General features: G+C 56.0%; 15 protein-coding genes. 12 read left to right on the forward strand and 3 right to left on the reverse strand.

All coding sequences use genetic code 11. The annotated features are described in order from the left end of the window. Window positions 1–44: 44 nt before the first annotated feature. Window positions 45–842, forward strand: coding sequence for a nucleoside triphosphate pyrophosphohydrolase (gene mazG, locus RBH33_RS01715; RefSeq protein ID WP_306730392.1), 798 nt, complete (start codon window positions 45–47; stop codon window positions 840–842). A 174-nt stretch (window positions 843–1016) separates the two neighbouring features. On the opposite strand, the gene RBH33_RS01720 is transcribed toward mazG, so the two are convergent. Next, window positions 1017–1781, reverse strand: coding sequence for an AraC family transcriptional regulator (locus RBH33_RS01720; protein WP_306730393.1), 765 nt, complete (start codon window positions 1779–1781; stop codon window positions 1017–1019). A gap of 173 nt (window positions 1782–1954) precedes the next feature. On the opposite strand from RBH33_RS01720, the gene RBH33_RS01725 reads away from it, so the two are divergent. Both RBH33_RS01725 and RBH33_RS01730 read left to right on the forward strand, forming a co-directional pair. After that, complete coding sequence (locus RBH33_RS01725) at window positions 1955–2899, forward strand: carboxylesterase family protein (protein WP_306730394.1); 945 nt, start codon at window positions 1955–1957, stop codon at window positions 2897–2899. 250 nt (window positions 2900–3149) lie between these two features. Then, window positions 3150–4508: an HD-GYP domain-containing protein gene (locus RBH33_RS01730; protein WP_306730395.1), complete on the forward strand. Its 1359-nt coding sequence runs from the start codon at window positions 3150–3152 to the stop codon at window positions 4506–4508. Window positions 4509–4519: 11 nt separating this feature from the next. On the opposite strand, the gene greB is transcribed toward RBH33_RS01730, so the two are convergent. Together greB and RBH33_RS01740 are read right to left on the reverse strand one after the other, a co-directional pair. Continuing rightward, window positions 4520–5032 carry a transcription elongation factor GreB gene (greB, locus tag RBH33_RS01735; protein WP_306730396.1) on the reverse strand — a complete coding sequence of 171 codons (513 nt, stop codon included), beginning with the start codon at window positions 5030–5032 and terminating at the stop codon, window positions 4520–4522. Further along, complete coding sequence (locus tag RBH33_RS01740) at window positions 5029–6975, reverse strand: S9 family peptidase (RefSeq protein WP_306730397.1); 1947 nt, start codon at window positions 6973–6975, stop codon at window positions 5029–5031. Before RBH33_RS01740 ends, greB begins: the two co-directional genes overlap by 4 nt. Before the next feature lie 134 nt (window positions 6976–7109). Here RBH33_RS01740 and tilS point away from each other — a divergent pair, with 134 nt between their 5' ends. From tilS to RBH33_RS01785, 9 genes are all read left to right on the forward strand, one after another. Next, window positions 7110–8495, forward strand: coding sequence for a tRNA lysidine(34) synthetase TilS (tilS, locus tag RBH33_RS01745; RefSeq protein WP_306730398.1), 1386 nt, complete (start codon window positions 7110–7112; stop codon window positions 8493–8495). Between the two features lie 118 nt (window positions 8496–8613). Then, window positions 8614–10242 carry a CTP synthase gene (locus RBH33_RS01750; RefSeq protein WP_306730399.1) on the forward strand — a complete coding sequence of 543 codons (1629 nt, stop codon included), beginning with the start codon at window positions 8614–8616 and terminating at the stop codon, window positions 10240–10242. 125 nt (window positions 10243–10367) lie between these two features. Then, complete coding sequence (gene kdsA / locus RBH33_RS01755; protein WP_306730400.1) at window positions 10368–11219, forward strand: 3-deoxy-8-phosphooctulonate synthase; 852 nt, start codon at window positions 10368–10370, stop codon at window positions 11217–11219. A 368-nt stretch (window positions 11220–11587) separates the two neighbouring features. Then, entirely contained in the window at window positions 11588–12877 is a 1290-nt protein-coding gene (gene eno, locus RBH33_RS01760) for a phosphopyruvate hydratase (RefSeq protein ID WP_306730401.1), read from the forward strand. Window positions 12878–13180: 303 nt separating this feature from the next. Next, window positions 13181–13459: a cell division protein FtsB gene (gene ftsB, locus RBH33_RS01765; RefSeq protein ID WP_306730402.1), complete on the forward strand. Its 279-nt coding sequence runs from the start codon at window positions 13181–13183 to the stop codon at window positions 13457–13459. Between the two features lie 51 nt (window positions 13460–13510). Further along, a complete protein-coding gene (gene ispD / locus RBH33_RS01770) occupies window positions 13511–14242 on the forward strand; it encodes a 2-C-methyl-D-erythritol 4-phosphate cytidylyltransferase (RefSeq protein ID WP_306730403.1) in 732 nt (243 codons plus the stop codon). An 11-nt stretch (window positions 14243–14253) separates the two neighbouring features. Next, window positions 14254–14730, forward strand: coding sequence for a 2-C-methyl-D-erythritol 2,4-cyclodiphosphate synthase (gene ispF, locus RBH33_RS01775; protein ID WP_306730404.1), 477 nt, complete (start codon window positions 14254–14256; stop codon window positions 14728–14730). Between the two features lie 503 nt (window positions 14731–15233). Continuing rightward, entirely contained in the window at window positions 15234–16190 is a 957-nt protein-coding gene (gene truD / locus RBH33_RS01780; RefSeq protein ID WP_306730405.1) for a tRNA pseudouridine(13) synthase TruD, read from the forward strand. 92 nt (window positions 16191–16282) lie between these two features. Continuing rightward, window positions 16283–16930, forward strand: coding sequence for a protein-L-isoaspartate(D-aspartate) O-methyltransferase (locus RBH33_RS01785; RefSeq protein WP_306730713.1), 648 nt, complete (start codon window positions 16283–16285; stop codon window positions 16928–16930). Window positions 16931–16961 lie beyond the last annotated feature (31 nt).

Consider the following 16961-nt stretch of genomic DNA (forward strand, 5'->3'; position numbering starts at 1 on the left):
CTGGAGTTCCGGCTCCGCAATAAAAACACCAGGAAAGGCTTCCCATGATTTACGATACCGACGACCTTCTTTATTTGATGGCGCGTCTGCGCGATCCAAACGGCGGCTGCCCTTGGGATCTCAAGCAGAGCTACACCACCATTGCTCCTTCGACTCTGGAGGAGGCCTACGAAGTGGTGGACACCATAGAACGGGGTGATCTGGATCACTTGAAAGAGGAACTGGGTGATCTGCTGTTCCAAGTGATCTTCTATAGCCAGCTGGCCCGCGAAGAAGGGCGCTTTGATTTTTCGGAGGTAGTCTCCGAGTTAGTGGCCAAACTGGTGCGCCGGCATCCCCATGTATTCCCTGATGGCACTCTGGAGAGTCGGGCCGATCAGCAAAGTACGCAGCCCGCACACATAAAAGAGCGCTGGGAAGCCATCAAACAACAGGAGCGTTCCGCCAAGGGCGCTCAAGGGCTTTTGGATGACGTCCCCCTAAACCTACCCGCTCTGAGCCGAGCCGCCAAGTTGCAAAAGCGCGCTGCCAACGTGGGCTTTAACTGGGAGCAGGTGGAAGGGCCCATCGCTAAAGTTCGCGAGGAGCTGGAGGAAGTGGAAGAGGCTCTGGCGGAAGGCGATGCAGAGGCCGTGGCCGAGGAGCTCGGGGACTTGCTGTTCGCCGCTGTGAATATCAGCCGGTTCTTAAAGATTGATCCGGAGGCGGCGTTGCGTGCGGGTAATCGCAAATTCGAGCAGCGCTTTCGCCACATAGAAACCCACAGTGAAAAACCCCTGACTGAGCTGAGCCTGGAAGAAATGGAGGCGCTTTGGCAGGAGGCGAAGCATTTGGCTCAGTGAATCGTACGCCGTCAGCAATTCACTTGGACACCTAGTGTTGAACTGAGAGTAGGCCTATTTGTATCTAAACAGGTTCACTCACGGGTGGGACGCGTCGCTCCTCCAGAAGAGTGGTCAAATCACCAGACGACGTAACGTTCGTATTTCTCGTTATCTGGATTCAGCGGGGCGGCTTTATTCCGCCTTTTGGAGGGCGCCGACGCGGCGTCGGGTTTGGGAGGGTGACTCGCCGAAGTGTTTCTGGTACTGACGGCTGAAGTAACCGGGGTCAACAAACCCGCAGTCGTAGGCAATCGTCGCAATGGCTTCGGTGCTGCGGAGCAATCTGTGGCGCGCGGTTTCCAGACGCACACCCGAGATGAACTGTTTGGGGCTTTTTCCCAGGTGTTTGCGAAATCGCCGTTCCAAGGCGCTGATCGACAAGTTGGCATTCTTGGCTAAATCGCCCACCTCCAGCGCCTCCTTGTAGTGGTTGCGCACATAATCAATGCTCGGTGCCAACACCTCCAGTGCTCGCCGGGCGACAGCGGATTGGCCGACTTGCCGGGAGATTCCGTAGGAACCAATGACTTGGCCATGGTGGTCCCGCAACGGGTATTTGGAAGTGGACATCCAGCCCAGCTCTCCGCCGTGCAGGACGGTCATCTCCAGTCGATCCTCTACCACTTCCCCGCGCATTACCCGCTGATCATCCTGAACGAACTGCTCGGCAATGTGTTGTGGGAACAGGTCGTAATCGGTGGATGCTCTGTCCGTTTCGGGGACATTACTACTGATCAGCACCCGTTGGGCGCACTCATTGGCGTGAATAAAGTGACCCTCGGCGTTTTTTATCCAAAACAGCGTATCGCTTAAAAGGTCAAAGATTTCGAGCAGCTGAAGTGGCGCCAAACGGCTTAAAAAGTCCTGTCGAGACTCGGAAGCTCTGGGCTCTGACATGGGGCGACGTTCTCTCGGCGGCATAGGGAACCGCAGCATATCGCCGAATTTGTCCCATCGTAAAGCGATTTACTCCTAAAGGATTTCACTCCGATCCCCTACCATCGGGGAATACCATAGTCGCTGTTACCTTGAAAAATACAAACAACCATAAATGAGCGGGAGAGTATTGCATGCGTAAGTTAATACTGTTGCTATCGGTTGCCGGACTTTTAATGAGTGCCTGTAGCCACACTGACCACCGACACGGGAGCAAAGACATGGCACCCACTGGGGAACCGACACTGGAACGGTTGGGGTTCGAGAGCCAGCTCGACGGCACTGAGCGGGAATTCTTTGTCTATTTGCCTCCTGGCTACCATGAGCAGCCGGAGCAGGACTGGCCAGTCATGCTGTTCCTGCACGGCCATGGCGAACGAGGCAACGGCCTGGATGAACTGGGGTATGTTCTGAATATCGGCCCCTTGTACGAAGCCTGGGTGCAGAAGCGCGATTTGCCTTTCATTATCATTGCCCCCCAACTGCACATGTTCGGCATGGACGAGCACACCGATTACCTGCGCGACCGCGACCCGGAGCAAATGCAGCGCCGCCTGGAGCGCGGCACCCCCGAGCGTCCCGATGACTTCGAAACCCCTCAGCCGATGAATGGCGTAGCGGCTCCGGAATCCATGGACGATATGTCGGCCACCTTGCCCGGCGGTTGGGATCAGATTGAGAATGACCTGTTGATGATGCTAGACCGTGTTGCAGAGGATTACCGCACTGACGAACGGCGTTTCTACATTAGCGGCCTTAGCTATGGCGGCTTTGGCACCTGGTACATGGCGAGCAAGCACCCAGAGCGCTTTGCGGCCATGGTGCCGGTGGTCGGCTGGGGCCATCCCGAGTTAATGGCTCCCATCGCTGAGCGCAAGTTGCCCTTGTGGGTGTTCGCCGCCGGACGCGACCCAGTGGTGGAAATCCAGCATTTTTACCCCGGCCTGAACCGTCTGGAGGAACTCGGTCATCCCGAGGTGCGATTCACCAATCATGAGGACATGGGCCACGATGCGTGGAGTCGGGTGTACCAAAGTGAAGACCTCTACCAGTGGTTGCTGGAGCAGCGTCTGCCTTAAGTCTTTCGATCAGCCAATAGTCCAGACCCAGACCTAAGTGTCTGGGTCTTATCTGCTGAATCGACGCCCCTGATTCGGTTAAAACCTCCCCTCTGCCAGTCTGGCGTAATAAACCTTCAATGCGAAAAATTTGGTCTATACTTCCCCCCAGTGTGTGTTTTCGCCGGTGCCTCAAGGAGCAGCACCGCAGCCTACGGAGGGCTTAATGGAACAGTCGGAGAATGGACGGGCAGGGGAGCCTGGAGCGGACATGGACTACCATCCCCTGGCCGCCGATCACTACGCTCTTCATCTGGGCGAGGTGAACAGTACCCGATCGGTGCTCGCGAACGAAGATATCTACAACGCCGATGGCATGTTGTTGGTTAAAAAAGGTGCGGCGATTTCTCCGGAAGTCGCGCGTCGTATGGCCAATTTCAAATTGCTACGACCACTGGAATCTGGGGTCAGCATTGCCCACGAAATCGACGGCCCCCAACTCCACAAAGAACTGACGCAATTACTACGCAGCGATACGACGCTGCACAGTCTTTGTCATGGACAAGGGCTTCTTTTACTGCTCCAGAATCAGTGCAACCACTACCAACAATACGCTCCTTTGCACCAAAAAATTACCGTACTCGCCGAACGCATGCCCCAGATTTATCGACGCTCACTGCAAGGGGCGGTGTTCTGTCTGCTTATGGGCAAACAAATGCGGTTGACGGCATCAGAGATTGACGCGGTATTTCTGGCCGCGCTGGGACAGGATATCGGTATGCTGCACATAAACCCGGCTTTGCCGCTGTGTGACCGACGCGATCTGACCGACGAACAATGGCGGCAACTACAGGCGCATCCGGTAATCAGCCAAAAAATTCTCAGGACCATGCCGGGTATGCCCCCCCAGGTGTGTCGTGCTGTGTTGGAACACCACGAGTCCTGCGACGGTACCGGCTACCCGTTCCGTAAATCGGGTGCAGAGCTTTGCCAGTTGGGCCAGTTAGTCGCTTTAGCGGATCGAGTGGTGCTGACCTACCAAGCCCGCTTACGTCCGCGCGGAGATAGCTGGCGGCAACTGATACCCATGTTACAAATGAACAGTCAGGCACATTACTACCAGAATTACGCCGCGTTAATTAATCTGTTGCGCACCAGTGAAACCACGGCGGAACAACCCCGGGCTGAAGGGGACTTGGTGGCTTTGGTGGATTCGTTGCTGGATCGAATAGCCCTTCTGCAGTACGGTTTTCAGTTGCTGATCAAACCCATGAGCACACTGGATCGGTCGGAGGCTTCGGCGTATTCGCGTTCTCTGGTATTAGCCTATACGCGCATCACATTGGTGGTGCGCGGTTCGGGTTTATTGGAAGAGAGTTATTGCCGTTGGCTGCGGTTCGTGCGTGCCGAGCAGGACATGAACACATTAGGAGAGTTGCGCGAAGCCAGCCTGATGCTGGAGGAGCTGGCCAACCATTTGCACCGCCTGTGTCAGTTGATAGATGTGTATCCGGCCGGTGGCGCAACGCCCATGGCAAAATTGCAAGGTCAGATAGCGCCGTGGAGAGACAAGCTGGCGGAACACTTAGATGCGGAACCGGATGTCAGTGCGGGACAGTTGTGCGACTGATGCCTCGCGGTTTAGTCTTCGTAGGGTTTGTAGTCGATGGCGGTGATCCAGTAGCTGGTCTCTCCGGCTTCTGGTCGATTAATAACCACCTCGTCGTCCACCTGCTTGCCGAGTAATGCGCGGGCCAAAGGTGAGTCCACACTGATCTGACCTAGGCTCAGATCAAACTCGTCCGGGCCGACAATCTGGTACTGATGCTCCTGCTCTTGCTCATCTTCCACGCTTACCCAGGCTCCGAAAAATACCCGCGTTCGGTCCTCGGGAAGGCGATCCACAATGGTGAGGTTTTCCAGCCGCTTAGTTAAAAATCGAACCCGGGAGTCGATTTCACGCAGGCGTTTTTTACCGTAAATGTAATCACCGTTTTCCGAGCGGTCACCGTTCTTTGCCGCTTCGTGAACGGTTTCCGTCACCTTCGGGCGTTCCACTTTCCAGAGCTGTTGCAACTCCGCCCTCAAACGCCGGGCCCCGGCGGGTGTAATGTAGGCGGAGCTTTTGGGGCGGGGCGGGCGCCAACGGCTCATGCACCGGGCCTTTCAGTTAAGTTGGCTATATCCACCTCGGGCAACTCATCGGCGGGCTTGAAGCCGAACACTTGGCCATAAAAGTACAGCTCTGCTTCCAACGCCCGCTCGATATTTTTCGCTTGTCGGAAGCCATGCCCTTCCTCGGGGAATTCCACCAGCGCATTGGGTACGCCCTTTTTAGTCAAAGCCTGAACCATGGCTTGGGCTTGGTTGGGGGGTACGATTTTGTCTTCCAGGCCCTGCAAAAATATCACCGGACACTGCAGACGCTCCACGTGATGAATCGGCGAGCGGGCTCGGTACAAGTCCGCCTCGGCGGGGTAGGGGCCGACTAAGGTATCCAGATAGCGGGATTCGAACTTGTGGGTATCGCGAGCCAGGCTCTCCAGATCGCCCACGCCGTACAAACTGGCCCCGGCTTGAAAGCTGTCGCCAAAGGTCAGTGCCGCCAACACCGTATAACCTCCGGCGCTGCTGCCGCGAATGGCGCACTTCTGCGGGTGTACCAGTCGGGCTTGGGTCAGGTAATCGACGCCACTGCACACGTCGATCACATCCGTATGCCCCCAGTTTCCTTTCAGGCGATCCCGGTAGGTGCGCCCGTAACCGGTGCTCCCGCGGTAGTTGACATCCAGTACGGCGAACCCGCGGCTGGTCCAAAACTGAATTTTTACATTGAGCGCGGCCTGCGTAGCGCCCGTTGGGCCGCCGTGACAAACCACGAGCAGCGGCGGTAAATCGCCTTCTGGCGCCTGGTAGTTGGGATTGTGGGGCGGGTAGTAAAAGCCGTGCGCCTCCTCCCCGTCGCGGGTGTCAAACGTCACTTGCTGTGGTTCCGATAAAAATTTACCCGGTGGGTCTTCCTGTGCGGATCTGGCGATCGGGAACAGTGCCAGCTCCAAGCGGGGGTCGAAACGCCACAGGCGCGTGCTTTGAGTGGGGTTGGCGCCCAAAAACAGCCCCTGGCCATTGGCACAGCGCACGGAAGAAATGTCCGTCAAACCAGTTTCGATGTCGGTTAAGGCAAAGTGAGTTAAATCAAAGTGCGCCAGCTGCCACTGGCCTTCGCGACTGTAGCAGCATAGCAGGGCGCCACTACTTAGAAAGCCGTAGGTGGACATGCCGCATACCCATTGGGGCGTGGCAAACTCCGCCTCCTGGCGGCACAGCGTCTCGACCTCTCCATCAACCCATCGATACAAGCTCCACCAATTACTGCGATCTGAGACAAAAAACAGTTCACCATCCGGTGACCACTGAGGCTGAAACACGGATTCATTCGGCCCACCGGCAATACATTCGGATTCCACGGGCACACCCCGTTCGTTCAGGCGCGCCACATGGCACTCTGTCCCGTCCCAGGGCATATTGGGGTGCTGCCAGCTTAGCCAGCTCAGTCGGTTGGTATCTGGGCTGATCTGTGGGTTACTGTAAAAATCGGCGCCGCTGACCAGTATTTGAGTCTCACCGGAGCCATCCAGTGCCAACGCAACAATTTCATGCCGTTCTTCGGTTTTTGGATGGCTGTGATCTTCACGCACGCAAATGAGCCGGTTGCGCGCGGTGTCCACAGTCAGGTCTGCGTAACGGTAGGCGCCTTCCGGGCTGACGGGTAAGGGGTCGCCGTTGGGCGCCAACTGGTATACGCGCTGATCGCTGTCGAGTACAAAAAAGACGTTTCCCTGATGCACGCAATAGCTGCCACCACCGTATTCGTTTACGCGCGTGCGCACGCTTAACGGGCTTGGCAATAAGTCCCGCTGGGTGCCGTCGGTGGCCAGGTGCACTAGGGCATTGCGCCCCTGTTCCTGGGGGCGTGATTCCAGCCAATAGCAATCGTCGCCATCCAGTTGTGGTTCGCCCAGGCGTACGCTTTGTGCGGTCAGGGATTGGGCGCTGATGGGAGAGCGCCAACTGCCATAAGGTGCGGTAGTAGTCATAGTGGCTCTGGTCCGTTAAATACTGCCCCGGGGCGCCCGGTAATGAATGGACAAGCGCACACTGAGCGGGGACAATCCGTTTTCATTGTCGGGTATCCCCTGGCAATTATCAACGTTGGCACATCAAGGTCCACATGGCTTTTACTCCCGAGCAGTTACGCTCCCAGCTGGCTTCTCTCGCCCCCTCGAGCCGCTTATGGCTGGCCTTTAGCGGCGGCCTCGATTCAACGGTACTGTTGCACAGTCTGGTAAGCTTGGACTTGCCTCAGCCGCTAACGGCACTGCACATCAACCACCAATTGTCCCCAAACGCGTGCGCCTGGGAGCGTCATTGCGAGCAAGAGTGCAAGAGGCTGGGGGTGCCGTTGCACATTGAGAAGGTGAACGTTCAATCAACCGGTCGCGGCATAGAAGACGCCGCTCGGGAAGCCCGCTATGCAGTCTTTAGCCGGTACCTCGGAGAGAATGACTGGTTGCTAACGGGGCATCACGCCGATGATCAAGCGGAGACTTTGTTATACCGCTTGATGCGCGGCACCGGCCCGCGGGGTCTTGCGGCCATGGCTCGTCAGCGGTCATTGGGAGCAGGGACTTTATGGCGACCCTTGCTGAACGTGAATCGTAGCGAACTGGAGGACTACGCGCGTGCCCAGGGGTTGTCCTGGGTGGAGGACGAGAGCAATGCTGACCTCAACTACGACCGTAATTACCTGCGCCATAAGGTGTTACCGGTTTTGGCTCAGCGTTGGCCGGGCTTTGCCGAACGCTGGCAGCAGACGGCCGAATTGTGCGCGCACAATGAAACTCTTCTTGAAGAGCTGGCCAGTCTCGATTTAACGGCGGCGCAGCCCCGGTCAGAGTGGGCGGGCTGGAGCCTGGCTCTGGGAACCGTGCAGGAGCTTAGTCTACCCCGTCGTCTTAACGTGGTCCGTTTCTGGCTGCAGGGGTTGGGATTGCCGGCTCTAGGTCGCAAACCGCTACGGGATATCGCTGAGCAGTTGCTACAAGAGGGTGAACGTCCGTCAGCCGAGTTTTCCTGGGGGCAGTGGACGCTGCGGCGCTTTCAGCAGCGTCTCTACCTGCTCAATCGCGAGGATCTACCCTCGCCGCGTATTGACTTAGATGCTATTCCCCTTTCTCTGCCTCATGAGGAAAATTGTCATTTGCCCTTGCCGGGAGGTGGAGAATTGCGCCTGGATTGGCAGCCCGCACAAGCTGGGTCGGGGCTATTAAAGGCAAATCTTCCCGCATTGCAAGTGCGCTGGCGTCAGGGTGGGGAGCGTTGCCGACCATACTACCGCGGACACTCTCAGACGTTGAAGAACCTGCTTCAGGAGGTGGGGTTGCCCCCTTGGTGGCGGGCGCCTTTGCCCCTGCTATACAGTGGCGAGCAACTGGTCGCGGTGGGTGATTTATGGGTCTGCCACGGCTTTACCGCACCGCCGGGGTCTCCGGGATTTCGTATCCAATGGTGTCGCAATAAGGCAGGGCGTGAGGAGGGCCGGGCAAGTTTTAATTGAGCACCCAGGGCCTTTCTGGTACTCTGACGCCCCGTCCTAAAGACAAATGCCCAGCCAGTTTCCTCCCAGGCATTGGTCTATTATCTGCCGCACATTCTCGTACTGAACAAGGTAATACATGACGCGATACATATTCGTTACTGGTGGTGTTGTTTCCTCTCTGGGTAAAGGCATTGCCTCCGCTTCACTGGCGGCGATTCTGGAGGCTCGGGGTCTCAAAGTCACCATTATGAAGCTGGATCCGTACATCAACGTGGATCCGGGCACCATGAGCCCTTTTCAGCACGGTGAAGTCTTCGTAACTGAAGACGGTGCCGAAACCGATTTGGATCTTGGCCATTACGAGCGCTTTATTCGCACCAAAATGACGCGCCGTAACAATTTCACTACCGGGCGTGTCTACGAGACAGTTCTGCGAAAAGAGCGCAGAGGCGATTACCTGGGCGGCACCGTACAGGTGATTCCGCACATTACCGACGAGATCAAACGCCGCATCCTTGAAGGCGGCCGGGATGTGGACATAGCGCTGGTGGAAATCGGCGGTACCGTGGGTGATATTGAATCCCAACCCTTCCTGGAGGCTGTGCGTCAGCTGCAAGTGGAAATGGGCCCGCAGAATGCGATTCTGATGCATCTGACGCTGGTGCCTTATATTGCCACCGCCGGTGAAACCAAAACCAAACCCACTCAGCATTCGGTCAAAGAGCTGCGCTCCATTGGCCTACAGCCGAACATCCTGCTGTGCCGCTCCGAGCGCGAAGTGGATGAAGATTCCCGCCGCAAAATTGCCCTATTTACCAATGTGCCTGAAAAGGCCGTGGTACCACTGCCCGATGCCAACACCATCTATGCCATTCCGCGTATGCTGAAAGAGTTCGGTCTGGATCAGATCGTAGTTGAACAGCTCGGCCTGGAGTGTCCGGAAGCGGATCTGAGTGAGTGGGACCGCGTCGTGGATGGCAAGCTCAACCCAGAGCACGAAGTCACCGTGGCCATGGTGGGCAAGTACATGGAATTACTGGATGCCTACAAGTCATTAAATGAATCACTGATTCATGCGGGCATTCAAACACGCACCAAGGTCAACATGCTGTATGTGGACGCAGAAACCTTGGAGCAGGAAGGCACGGCCGTTTTAGAAACTGCTGACGCGATTCTTGTGCCCGGTGGCTTTGGCAACCGTGGCGTCGAGGGCAAATTCATTGCCGTTCGTTATGCGCGCGAAAACAAAGTGCCTTACCTGGGTATTTGTCTGGGCATGCAGTCGGCAATTATCGAATTTGCCCGCAATGTACTGGGCCTAAAGGATGCCAACAGCACCGAATTTGACAAGCACACGCCTCACCCAGTGATCGGCTTGATTACTGAATGGGTCGATGCCAGCGGCCGCCGAGAGCAGCGCGATGAAACCTCTGACCTGGGTGGCACCATGCGTTTGGGCGCTCAGGAATGCCGGCTGGTTAAGGGCTCTAAAGCCCGGGATATTTACGGTAAGGACGTCATTGTAGAACGGCATCGCCATCGCTACGAAGTAAACAACAATTACGTAGACCAGCTTCAAAAAGCGGGCCTGCGTATCGGTGGCTGGTCCGCCGACGATACCTTGGTGGAAGTGGCTGAGGTGGTGGATCATCCCTGGTTTGTTGCCTGTCAGTTCCACCCCGAATTTACCTCGACGCCCCGCGATGGACACCCGCTGTTTACCGGTTATATCGCAGCGGCTTTGGCCAACAAAAAACCCCGTTAATTGCAGTTGGGATCTTCTCCTCACTACAAACCCGTAGTGAGGAGATTGGAAGCCCTTTCGCATCGAAGGCGGTGTGAGTTGCGAAACGTTCAATCCATTCACGTTCAAACATTAAAGAGAGTCCAGTGACGGATAAGCAAGTTCAAATTGGTAAAATCAGCGTCGGCAACCAACAGCCCTTTACGCTGTTTGGCGGCATGAATGTACTGGAAAGCCGCGATATGGCCATGCGTGTTGCCGAAGCGTACGTGGAGGTTACCGGTAAGCTCGGCATTCCCTACGTGTTTAAGGCGTCTTTTGATAAAGCCAATCGATCATCCATCCACTCGTTCCGCGGCCCGGGTATGGACGAAGGGCTCAAGATTTTTCAGGAAATCAAGCAGACGTTTAATGTTCCCGTAATTACCGATGTGCATGAGATTGATCAATGTCAGCCGGTCGCGGACGTTGTCGATGTGATTCAACTGCCGGCCTTTCTGGCCCGGCAAACGGACCTGGTGGCAGCCATGGCGGCCACTGGTGCCATCATTAATATCAAGAAGCCGCAGTTCCTAAGCCCCGGACAGATGAAAAACATCGTGGAAAAATTCCACGAGTGCGGTAACGACAAAATTATTCTCTGCGACCGTGGCACCAATTTTGGTTACGACAATCTGGTTGTCGATATGTTGGGTTTTCGCACCATGCGTGAAGTTAGCGGCGGCGCGCCGGTGATTTTCGATGTGACCCACTCCCTGCAGTGCCGCGATCCATTAGGCGCCGCGTCCAGTGGCCGCCGTCATCAGGTAGCGGAACTGGCACGAGCGGGTTTGGCCGTCGGCCTGGCTGGCTTGTTTTTGGAGGCCCACCCGGACCCGGATAACGCCAAGTGCGACGGTCCCAGCGCTTTGCCGCTGGATAAACTGGAGCCGTTTCTGGAGCAAATGAAACGCGTGGACGACGTGGTTAAACAATTGCCGCCGCTGGATATTACCTAAAGGAGTCTCTTTGCCCCGAGGGCGTACATGGCTTCTTCGTGACCCCACGACGGACATGATTCGTCATCCCCGCGAAGGCGGGGATCTAGGCTTGTGGCGTAGTCGATATGGACTGCCGTAGCAATGGATTCCCGCTTGCGCGGGAATGACGGAGAGCGGGAGAGAATGACACTGCTGGCACAGCGGAAGGAAGGGCGCCCTACATTTTGAGACCCTCGGAGGCAGGAAGCCGACGCGGAGCGTACATGGAAGTATTTACAGCGTGTCTCGAAATGTAGGGCGTCCTTTCCTGAACATTATCTAGTAGCACCCACTGGGTAGCACTTATTACCTAAAGATTTTCTTGGACGAACGGAGTAAACGATCTCATGAGTAAAATTGCCGATATTAAAGCCTTCGAGGTACTGGATAGCCGGGGCAACCCCACGGTTAGCGCCGAAGTTATTTTGGAATCCGGCGCAGTGGGCGAAGCCTGTGCACCTTCCGGTGCTTCCACCGGCTCGCGTGAAGCTTTGGAGCTGCGCGATGGTGACAAGTCACGTTACCTGGGCAAGGGCGTCCTCAAAGCCGTTGAAAACATCAACACCACCATCAAAAAACTGCTGGTGGGGATGGACGCTACAGATCAACGCGCGCTGGATAAAGCCATGATTGACGCGGACGGTACCGAGAACAAATCGGTGCTGGGCGCAAACGCCATCTTGGCGGTTTCACTGGCCGCTGCTAAAGCCGCAGCGAAATTCAAAGGCGTGCCATTGTACGCGCACATTGCCGACATCAACGGCACCCCGGGCAAGTACACCATGCCGGTACCCATGATGAATATTATCAACGGCGGCGAGCATGCCGATAACAACGTCGATATTCAGGAATTCATGATTCAGCCAGTGGGCGCCAAAACCTTCTCTGAAGCGCTGCGCATGGGTGCGGAAATTTTCCATAGTCTGAAAAAAGTGCTGAGCGAAAAAGGCCTGAGCACCGCAGTAGGTGATGAGGGCGGTTTTGCCCCGGATCTGCCCTCCAACGAAGGCGCATTGGAAGTTATCGCCACCGCCGTGGAAAAAGCCGGTTACAAACTGGGGGACAACATTACCCTGGCGATGGACTGCGCAGCATCTGAATTTTACAAAGACGGCAAGTACGACTTGGCTGGCGAAGGCAAAGTCTTCACTGCCCCGGAATTTTCCGATTACTTGCTGGGCTTGTGCAACAAATACCCCATCATCTCCATTGAAGACGGTCTGGATGAGAGCGACTGGGAAGGTTGGGCCGATCACACTCAGAAGCTGGGCAAAAAGATTCAGTTGGTGGGCGACGATCTGTTTGTCACCAATACCAAAATTCTGAAAGAAGGTATCGACAAAAACATCGCCAACTCCATTCTGATTAAATTCAATCAGATCGGCTCTCTGTCCGAAACCCTGGATGCCATCAAAATGGCTCAGGATGCCGGTTACACAGCCGTTATCTCCCACCGCTCAGGCGAAACGGAAGATACCACCATTGCCGATCTGGCCGTGGCAACAGCCGCTGGTCAAATCAAAACCGGCTCCCTGTGTCGCTCCGACCGCGTAGCCAAATACAACCGTCTGCTGCGTATCGAAGCTGAATTGGGCTCCAAAGCAGCTTACCGCGGTCGTGCGGAATTTAAAGCGTAAGGTATTCGCTTAGTTAGAACGATTGGAAAAGGGCCGCTCTAAGCGGCCCTTTTTTATGCGACAGAAGTCGAAGAGATGCCTCCGTCTGCTCCAGCGTTTCCGTACTAGGTGGCCTGTTAGCCGGAAATACTACACTGCGTCGGCGAGTGCGGCTGGTATCCAAACACTGGGTGCGATTTAAGCCATGGCGTGCTTCCAAATGGCAGAGAAACCAGTACGCAAACTCCGGTGGAACAACTCTGTGCCACCTAAGTCCAGATCGTGTACACTGACGCGATTCATAACTCAGATAAAACGCTCCCCATGAAGTGGATATCGGTGACACTCTTGCTGATTTTTTTGGCGCTGCAGTATCGCCTGTGGGTGGGGGATGGCAGTGTCGCGGACTTAGTGCGTCTGGATCGGGAGTTACAGCGGCAAAATGCGGCCAACGAGCGTCTGCAAGAGCGCAATCGAGTTCTCGCCATTGAAGTGGATGACCTTAAAGACGGGCTCAACAGTGTCGAGGAGCGGGCCCGGGAGGATATGGGTATGATCAAGGAAGGCGAAACGTTTTACATGCTGATTGAACCCAATAGATAAATACTGTGCGGTATTACCGCAGCTTCACACGTGCATAAACACGGATACTTCATGACTACCCCCTCCGCTAGTTCCGTTCATTCCCCCCGCTACTGGGGCATAGTTCCGGCGGCGGGTATCGGTAGTCGTATGGGCGCCGACCGGCCCAAACAGTATTTGATGATCGGCACTAAAACCCTCCTTGAGCACACTCTAGAGCGACTGCTTCAGTTTCCCCAGTTGGCGGGCCTGGTGGTGGCGCTGCACCCTGAAGATTACTACTGGGAACAACTGGAGGTCAGTAATGATCCCCGTATCTCAGTGGTGGATGGTGGGGAGGATCGCAGTCGGTCAGTGCTCAATGCCCTTAACTTTCTGACGCTAGAGGCTTCTGCCGGTGATTGGGCCTTGGTCCACGATGCGGCTCGGCCCTGTGTGACTGGTTTGTCCATCGATAATCTGCGCCGCCATACCGCCGAGCACCAAGTGGGTGGTATCCTCGGCGTTCCCGTGGGTGATACGCTAAAAGCGGTGGACAGCCAGCTGGCCATTGAGCGAACCCAGGATCGAAAGGGCCTGTGGCAGGCCCAAACCCCCCAGCTGTTCCGCTATCAACTGTTGCACCAATGCCTAACCAGGGCACTCGCCCAGGGCGAAACCATCACCGATGAAGCGTCCGCTCTCGAGCTGGCGGGTTATCGCCCTCTGGTGGTGGAAGGCCGAACCGACAATATTAAAGTGACGCGACCGGAGGACCTGGAGTTGGCCGCGATGATATTGAAGCAACAGGAATTGTCTTTGTGATAGGAGTCAAAATGAGAATAGGGCAGGGCTACGATGTACACGCCTTTGGTGCTGGTGACAAAATTGTTATTGGCGGCGTAGTAATTCCACACACCGCCGGGTTAGTGGCTCACTCTGATGGTGATGTGCTCTTGCATGCGCTGTGCGACGCGCTGCTAGGTGCTGCTGGTCTGGGCGATATTGGCCATCATTTTCCGGATACTGATCCGCAATACCGAAACGCCGATAGCCGTGCGCTTCTGCGCATGGTGTACGCCAAGCTTAATGCTCAAGGCTGGGTGCTGGGCAACGCCGATATGACGGTCATCGCCCAGGCGCCGCGCATGGCGCAACATATTGAAACCATGCGGGCCAACATCGCCGCAGATCTGCGCTGCGCCCCTGAGCAGATCAACGTTAAAGCCACCACCACAGAACGCCTCGGTTTTACCGGCCGGGAAGAGGGCATTGCGGCTCAGGCCGCGGTACTGTTGATGGCTGACTCTTAGTGAATTGGGATGGCGTTTACTGCGTTTCCATTATTCCGGCGAATGCGCAGAGATTTTCGGAATAATTTGAAGGGGAGTGCAGGTAACGTCCTTCGTAAGGTTATGTTTGGGCAATTCCCAGGAGGTTTTTCGAAAACGCCGTAAACCCATCCCTGGGGGCTCTCCCACAAGATCCCTCTTGTGAGAGTTTCGAAAAACCTCCTGGGAATCGCCCTCCCAGCTGCAACTAAGGCATTCTTACCTTTCCTGTGTTCGCTGGCCATGTCGGTGAGGACCGGAAAAGAATGTAATAGCCTAATGTTACTGGGGCTGGGCGGGGTGAGTGTTCAGCAAGCCTCAAAAGAGGGACCTTTTGAGGCAGTCCCCACGGATGGGTTCACGACGTTTGCTGAACACTCACCCTGCGCGGCCCATAGGCTTGCTTACGAAGCTATTCCGGTTAATCCGAACAGTAGTGCACGCAAGCGGGACTCCATATTCGACGTTACACAAAGCGACCCTATATGAATTCTAACTTTTCCCTGGATTTTCCCTACGCCTATGGCGCTCCACTGGCGAGCGCTCAATTCCGTGTCGAGCCGGAAGATTTCCAGGTAGAGGAGTTTTTGGGTTTCGAGCCCTCCGGCGAGGGTGAACATTGCTTGGTTCACCTACGCAAGCGCGGCGAAAACACAGCCTGGGTGGCCGACAAGATTGCCCAGCGGGCGGGTGTGCCGGTGCGCGATATCGGTTATTGCGGACTAAAAGATCGCCACGCGGTCACCAGCCAATGGTTCAGCGTTTATTTACCCGGACAAGCTGAGCCGGATTGGAGTGACTTGAATTCGGAGACTGTGCAAGTCTTGGCCAGCGGGCGCCACAACAAAAAATTGCGGCGGGGCGGACATGCCGCGAACCGGTTTGTCATTCGTCTTCGCGACTTGAGCACGCAGGATGGTATTCAAGAGCGGTTGGAACGCTTGTTTTCCGAGGGCGTGCCCAATTATTTTGGCGAACAACGCTTCGGTTCACAGGGCAGCAACCTGCACCGAGCTCAATCTCTACTGGTCGACCGCCGGAATATCCGCAACCGAACCCAGCGCAGCATGGCCTTGTCCGCCGCCCGTTCCTGGTTGTTTAACAAAGTGTTGGGTGAACGGGTACTACAGGACAACTGGCGCTTGCCCTTGCTGGGAGATCCCCTGGACACGGCTAGCGGTCCCCTGTGGGGTCGCGGCCGACCTCTTGCTAGCGAAGCCACCCTGGAGTTGGAGTCGAATGTATTGGCACCCTGGGCAAATTGGTGCTCCGGGCTGGAACACGTGGGCTTGCATCAGGAGCGACGAGGTTTGCTGTTAATGCCGGAAGATGCCAGTTGGCGCTGGCTGGAGAATGATCTGGAATTGGCCTTTACGCTGGCGCCCGGTACTTTCGCCACGGCCATATTGCGGGAAATAGCGACTTTGCATAGACCCGCCTGATTCACCGAATATGCTATAGTGCCCAGCTTTTAGACGCCGCCATTGCGAGTGGGGAAGGAAGAGTGACAAGTCTGACTGTAGAGGGTGTGGGCATGACCTCCCAGCGCACCCGCGAACGCTTGATACAGCGCCTGATGGACAGAGGCGTAACGAATCTCCAGGTGCTGGATGTCATCCGCAATACGCCTCGACATCTGTTTCTGGACGAAGCCCTCTCCCACCGTGCCTACGAAGACAGCTCCCTGCCTATCGGCCACGGTCAAACGCTCTCACAGCCCTACATAGTCGCCCGCATGACGGAGATTTTGCTGGGGGCGGCCGGTGGCAAATTGCAGCGAGTACTGGAAGTGGGCACCGGTTCCGGCTATCAGACCAGCATACTCGCGCAGTTGGTGGGAGAGGTCTACAGTGTTGAGCGCATCAAACCCCTGCAGGACAAAGCCCGCGAGCGCTTCCGCCAGTTGGGTCTGCGCAATGTTCACCTTCGGCACGCCGACGGCGGCTTTGGCTGGCCGGAGCCAGGGACAAAATTCGACGGTATCCTGAGTACCGCTGCGCCGCGCTTTGTGCCATCGGAGCTAACGGACCAGTTGGCGCCCAATGGCGTATTGGTGATCCCCGTGGGCGATCAACAGCAGGACTTGCAGTTGATTATTCGCGACGGCGACAGCGATAAATTGTTCACCCAGAAGCTGGAGGCGGTTAAGTTCGTGCCTTTGTTGTCGGGCACCAGCCGTTAGTCCCTCCTAAGGAATTGAGTTGCGAGGCAAA

The organism is Marinimicrobium hydrolyticum (assembly GCF_030848505.1).
Lineage (GTDB): Bacteria > Pseudomonadota > Gammaproteobacteria > Pseudomonadales > Cellvibrionaceae > JAVDDU01.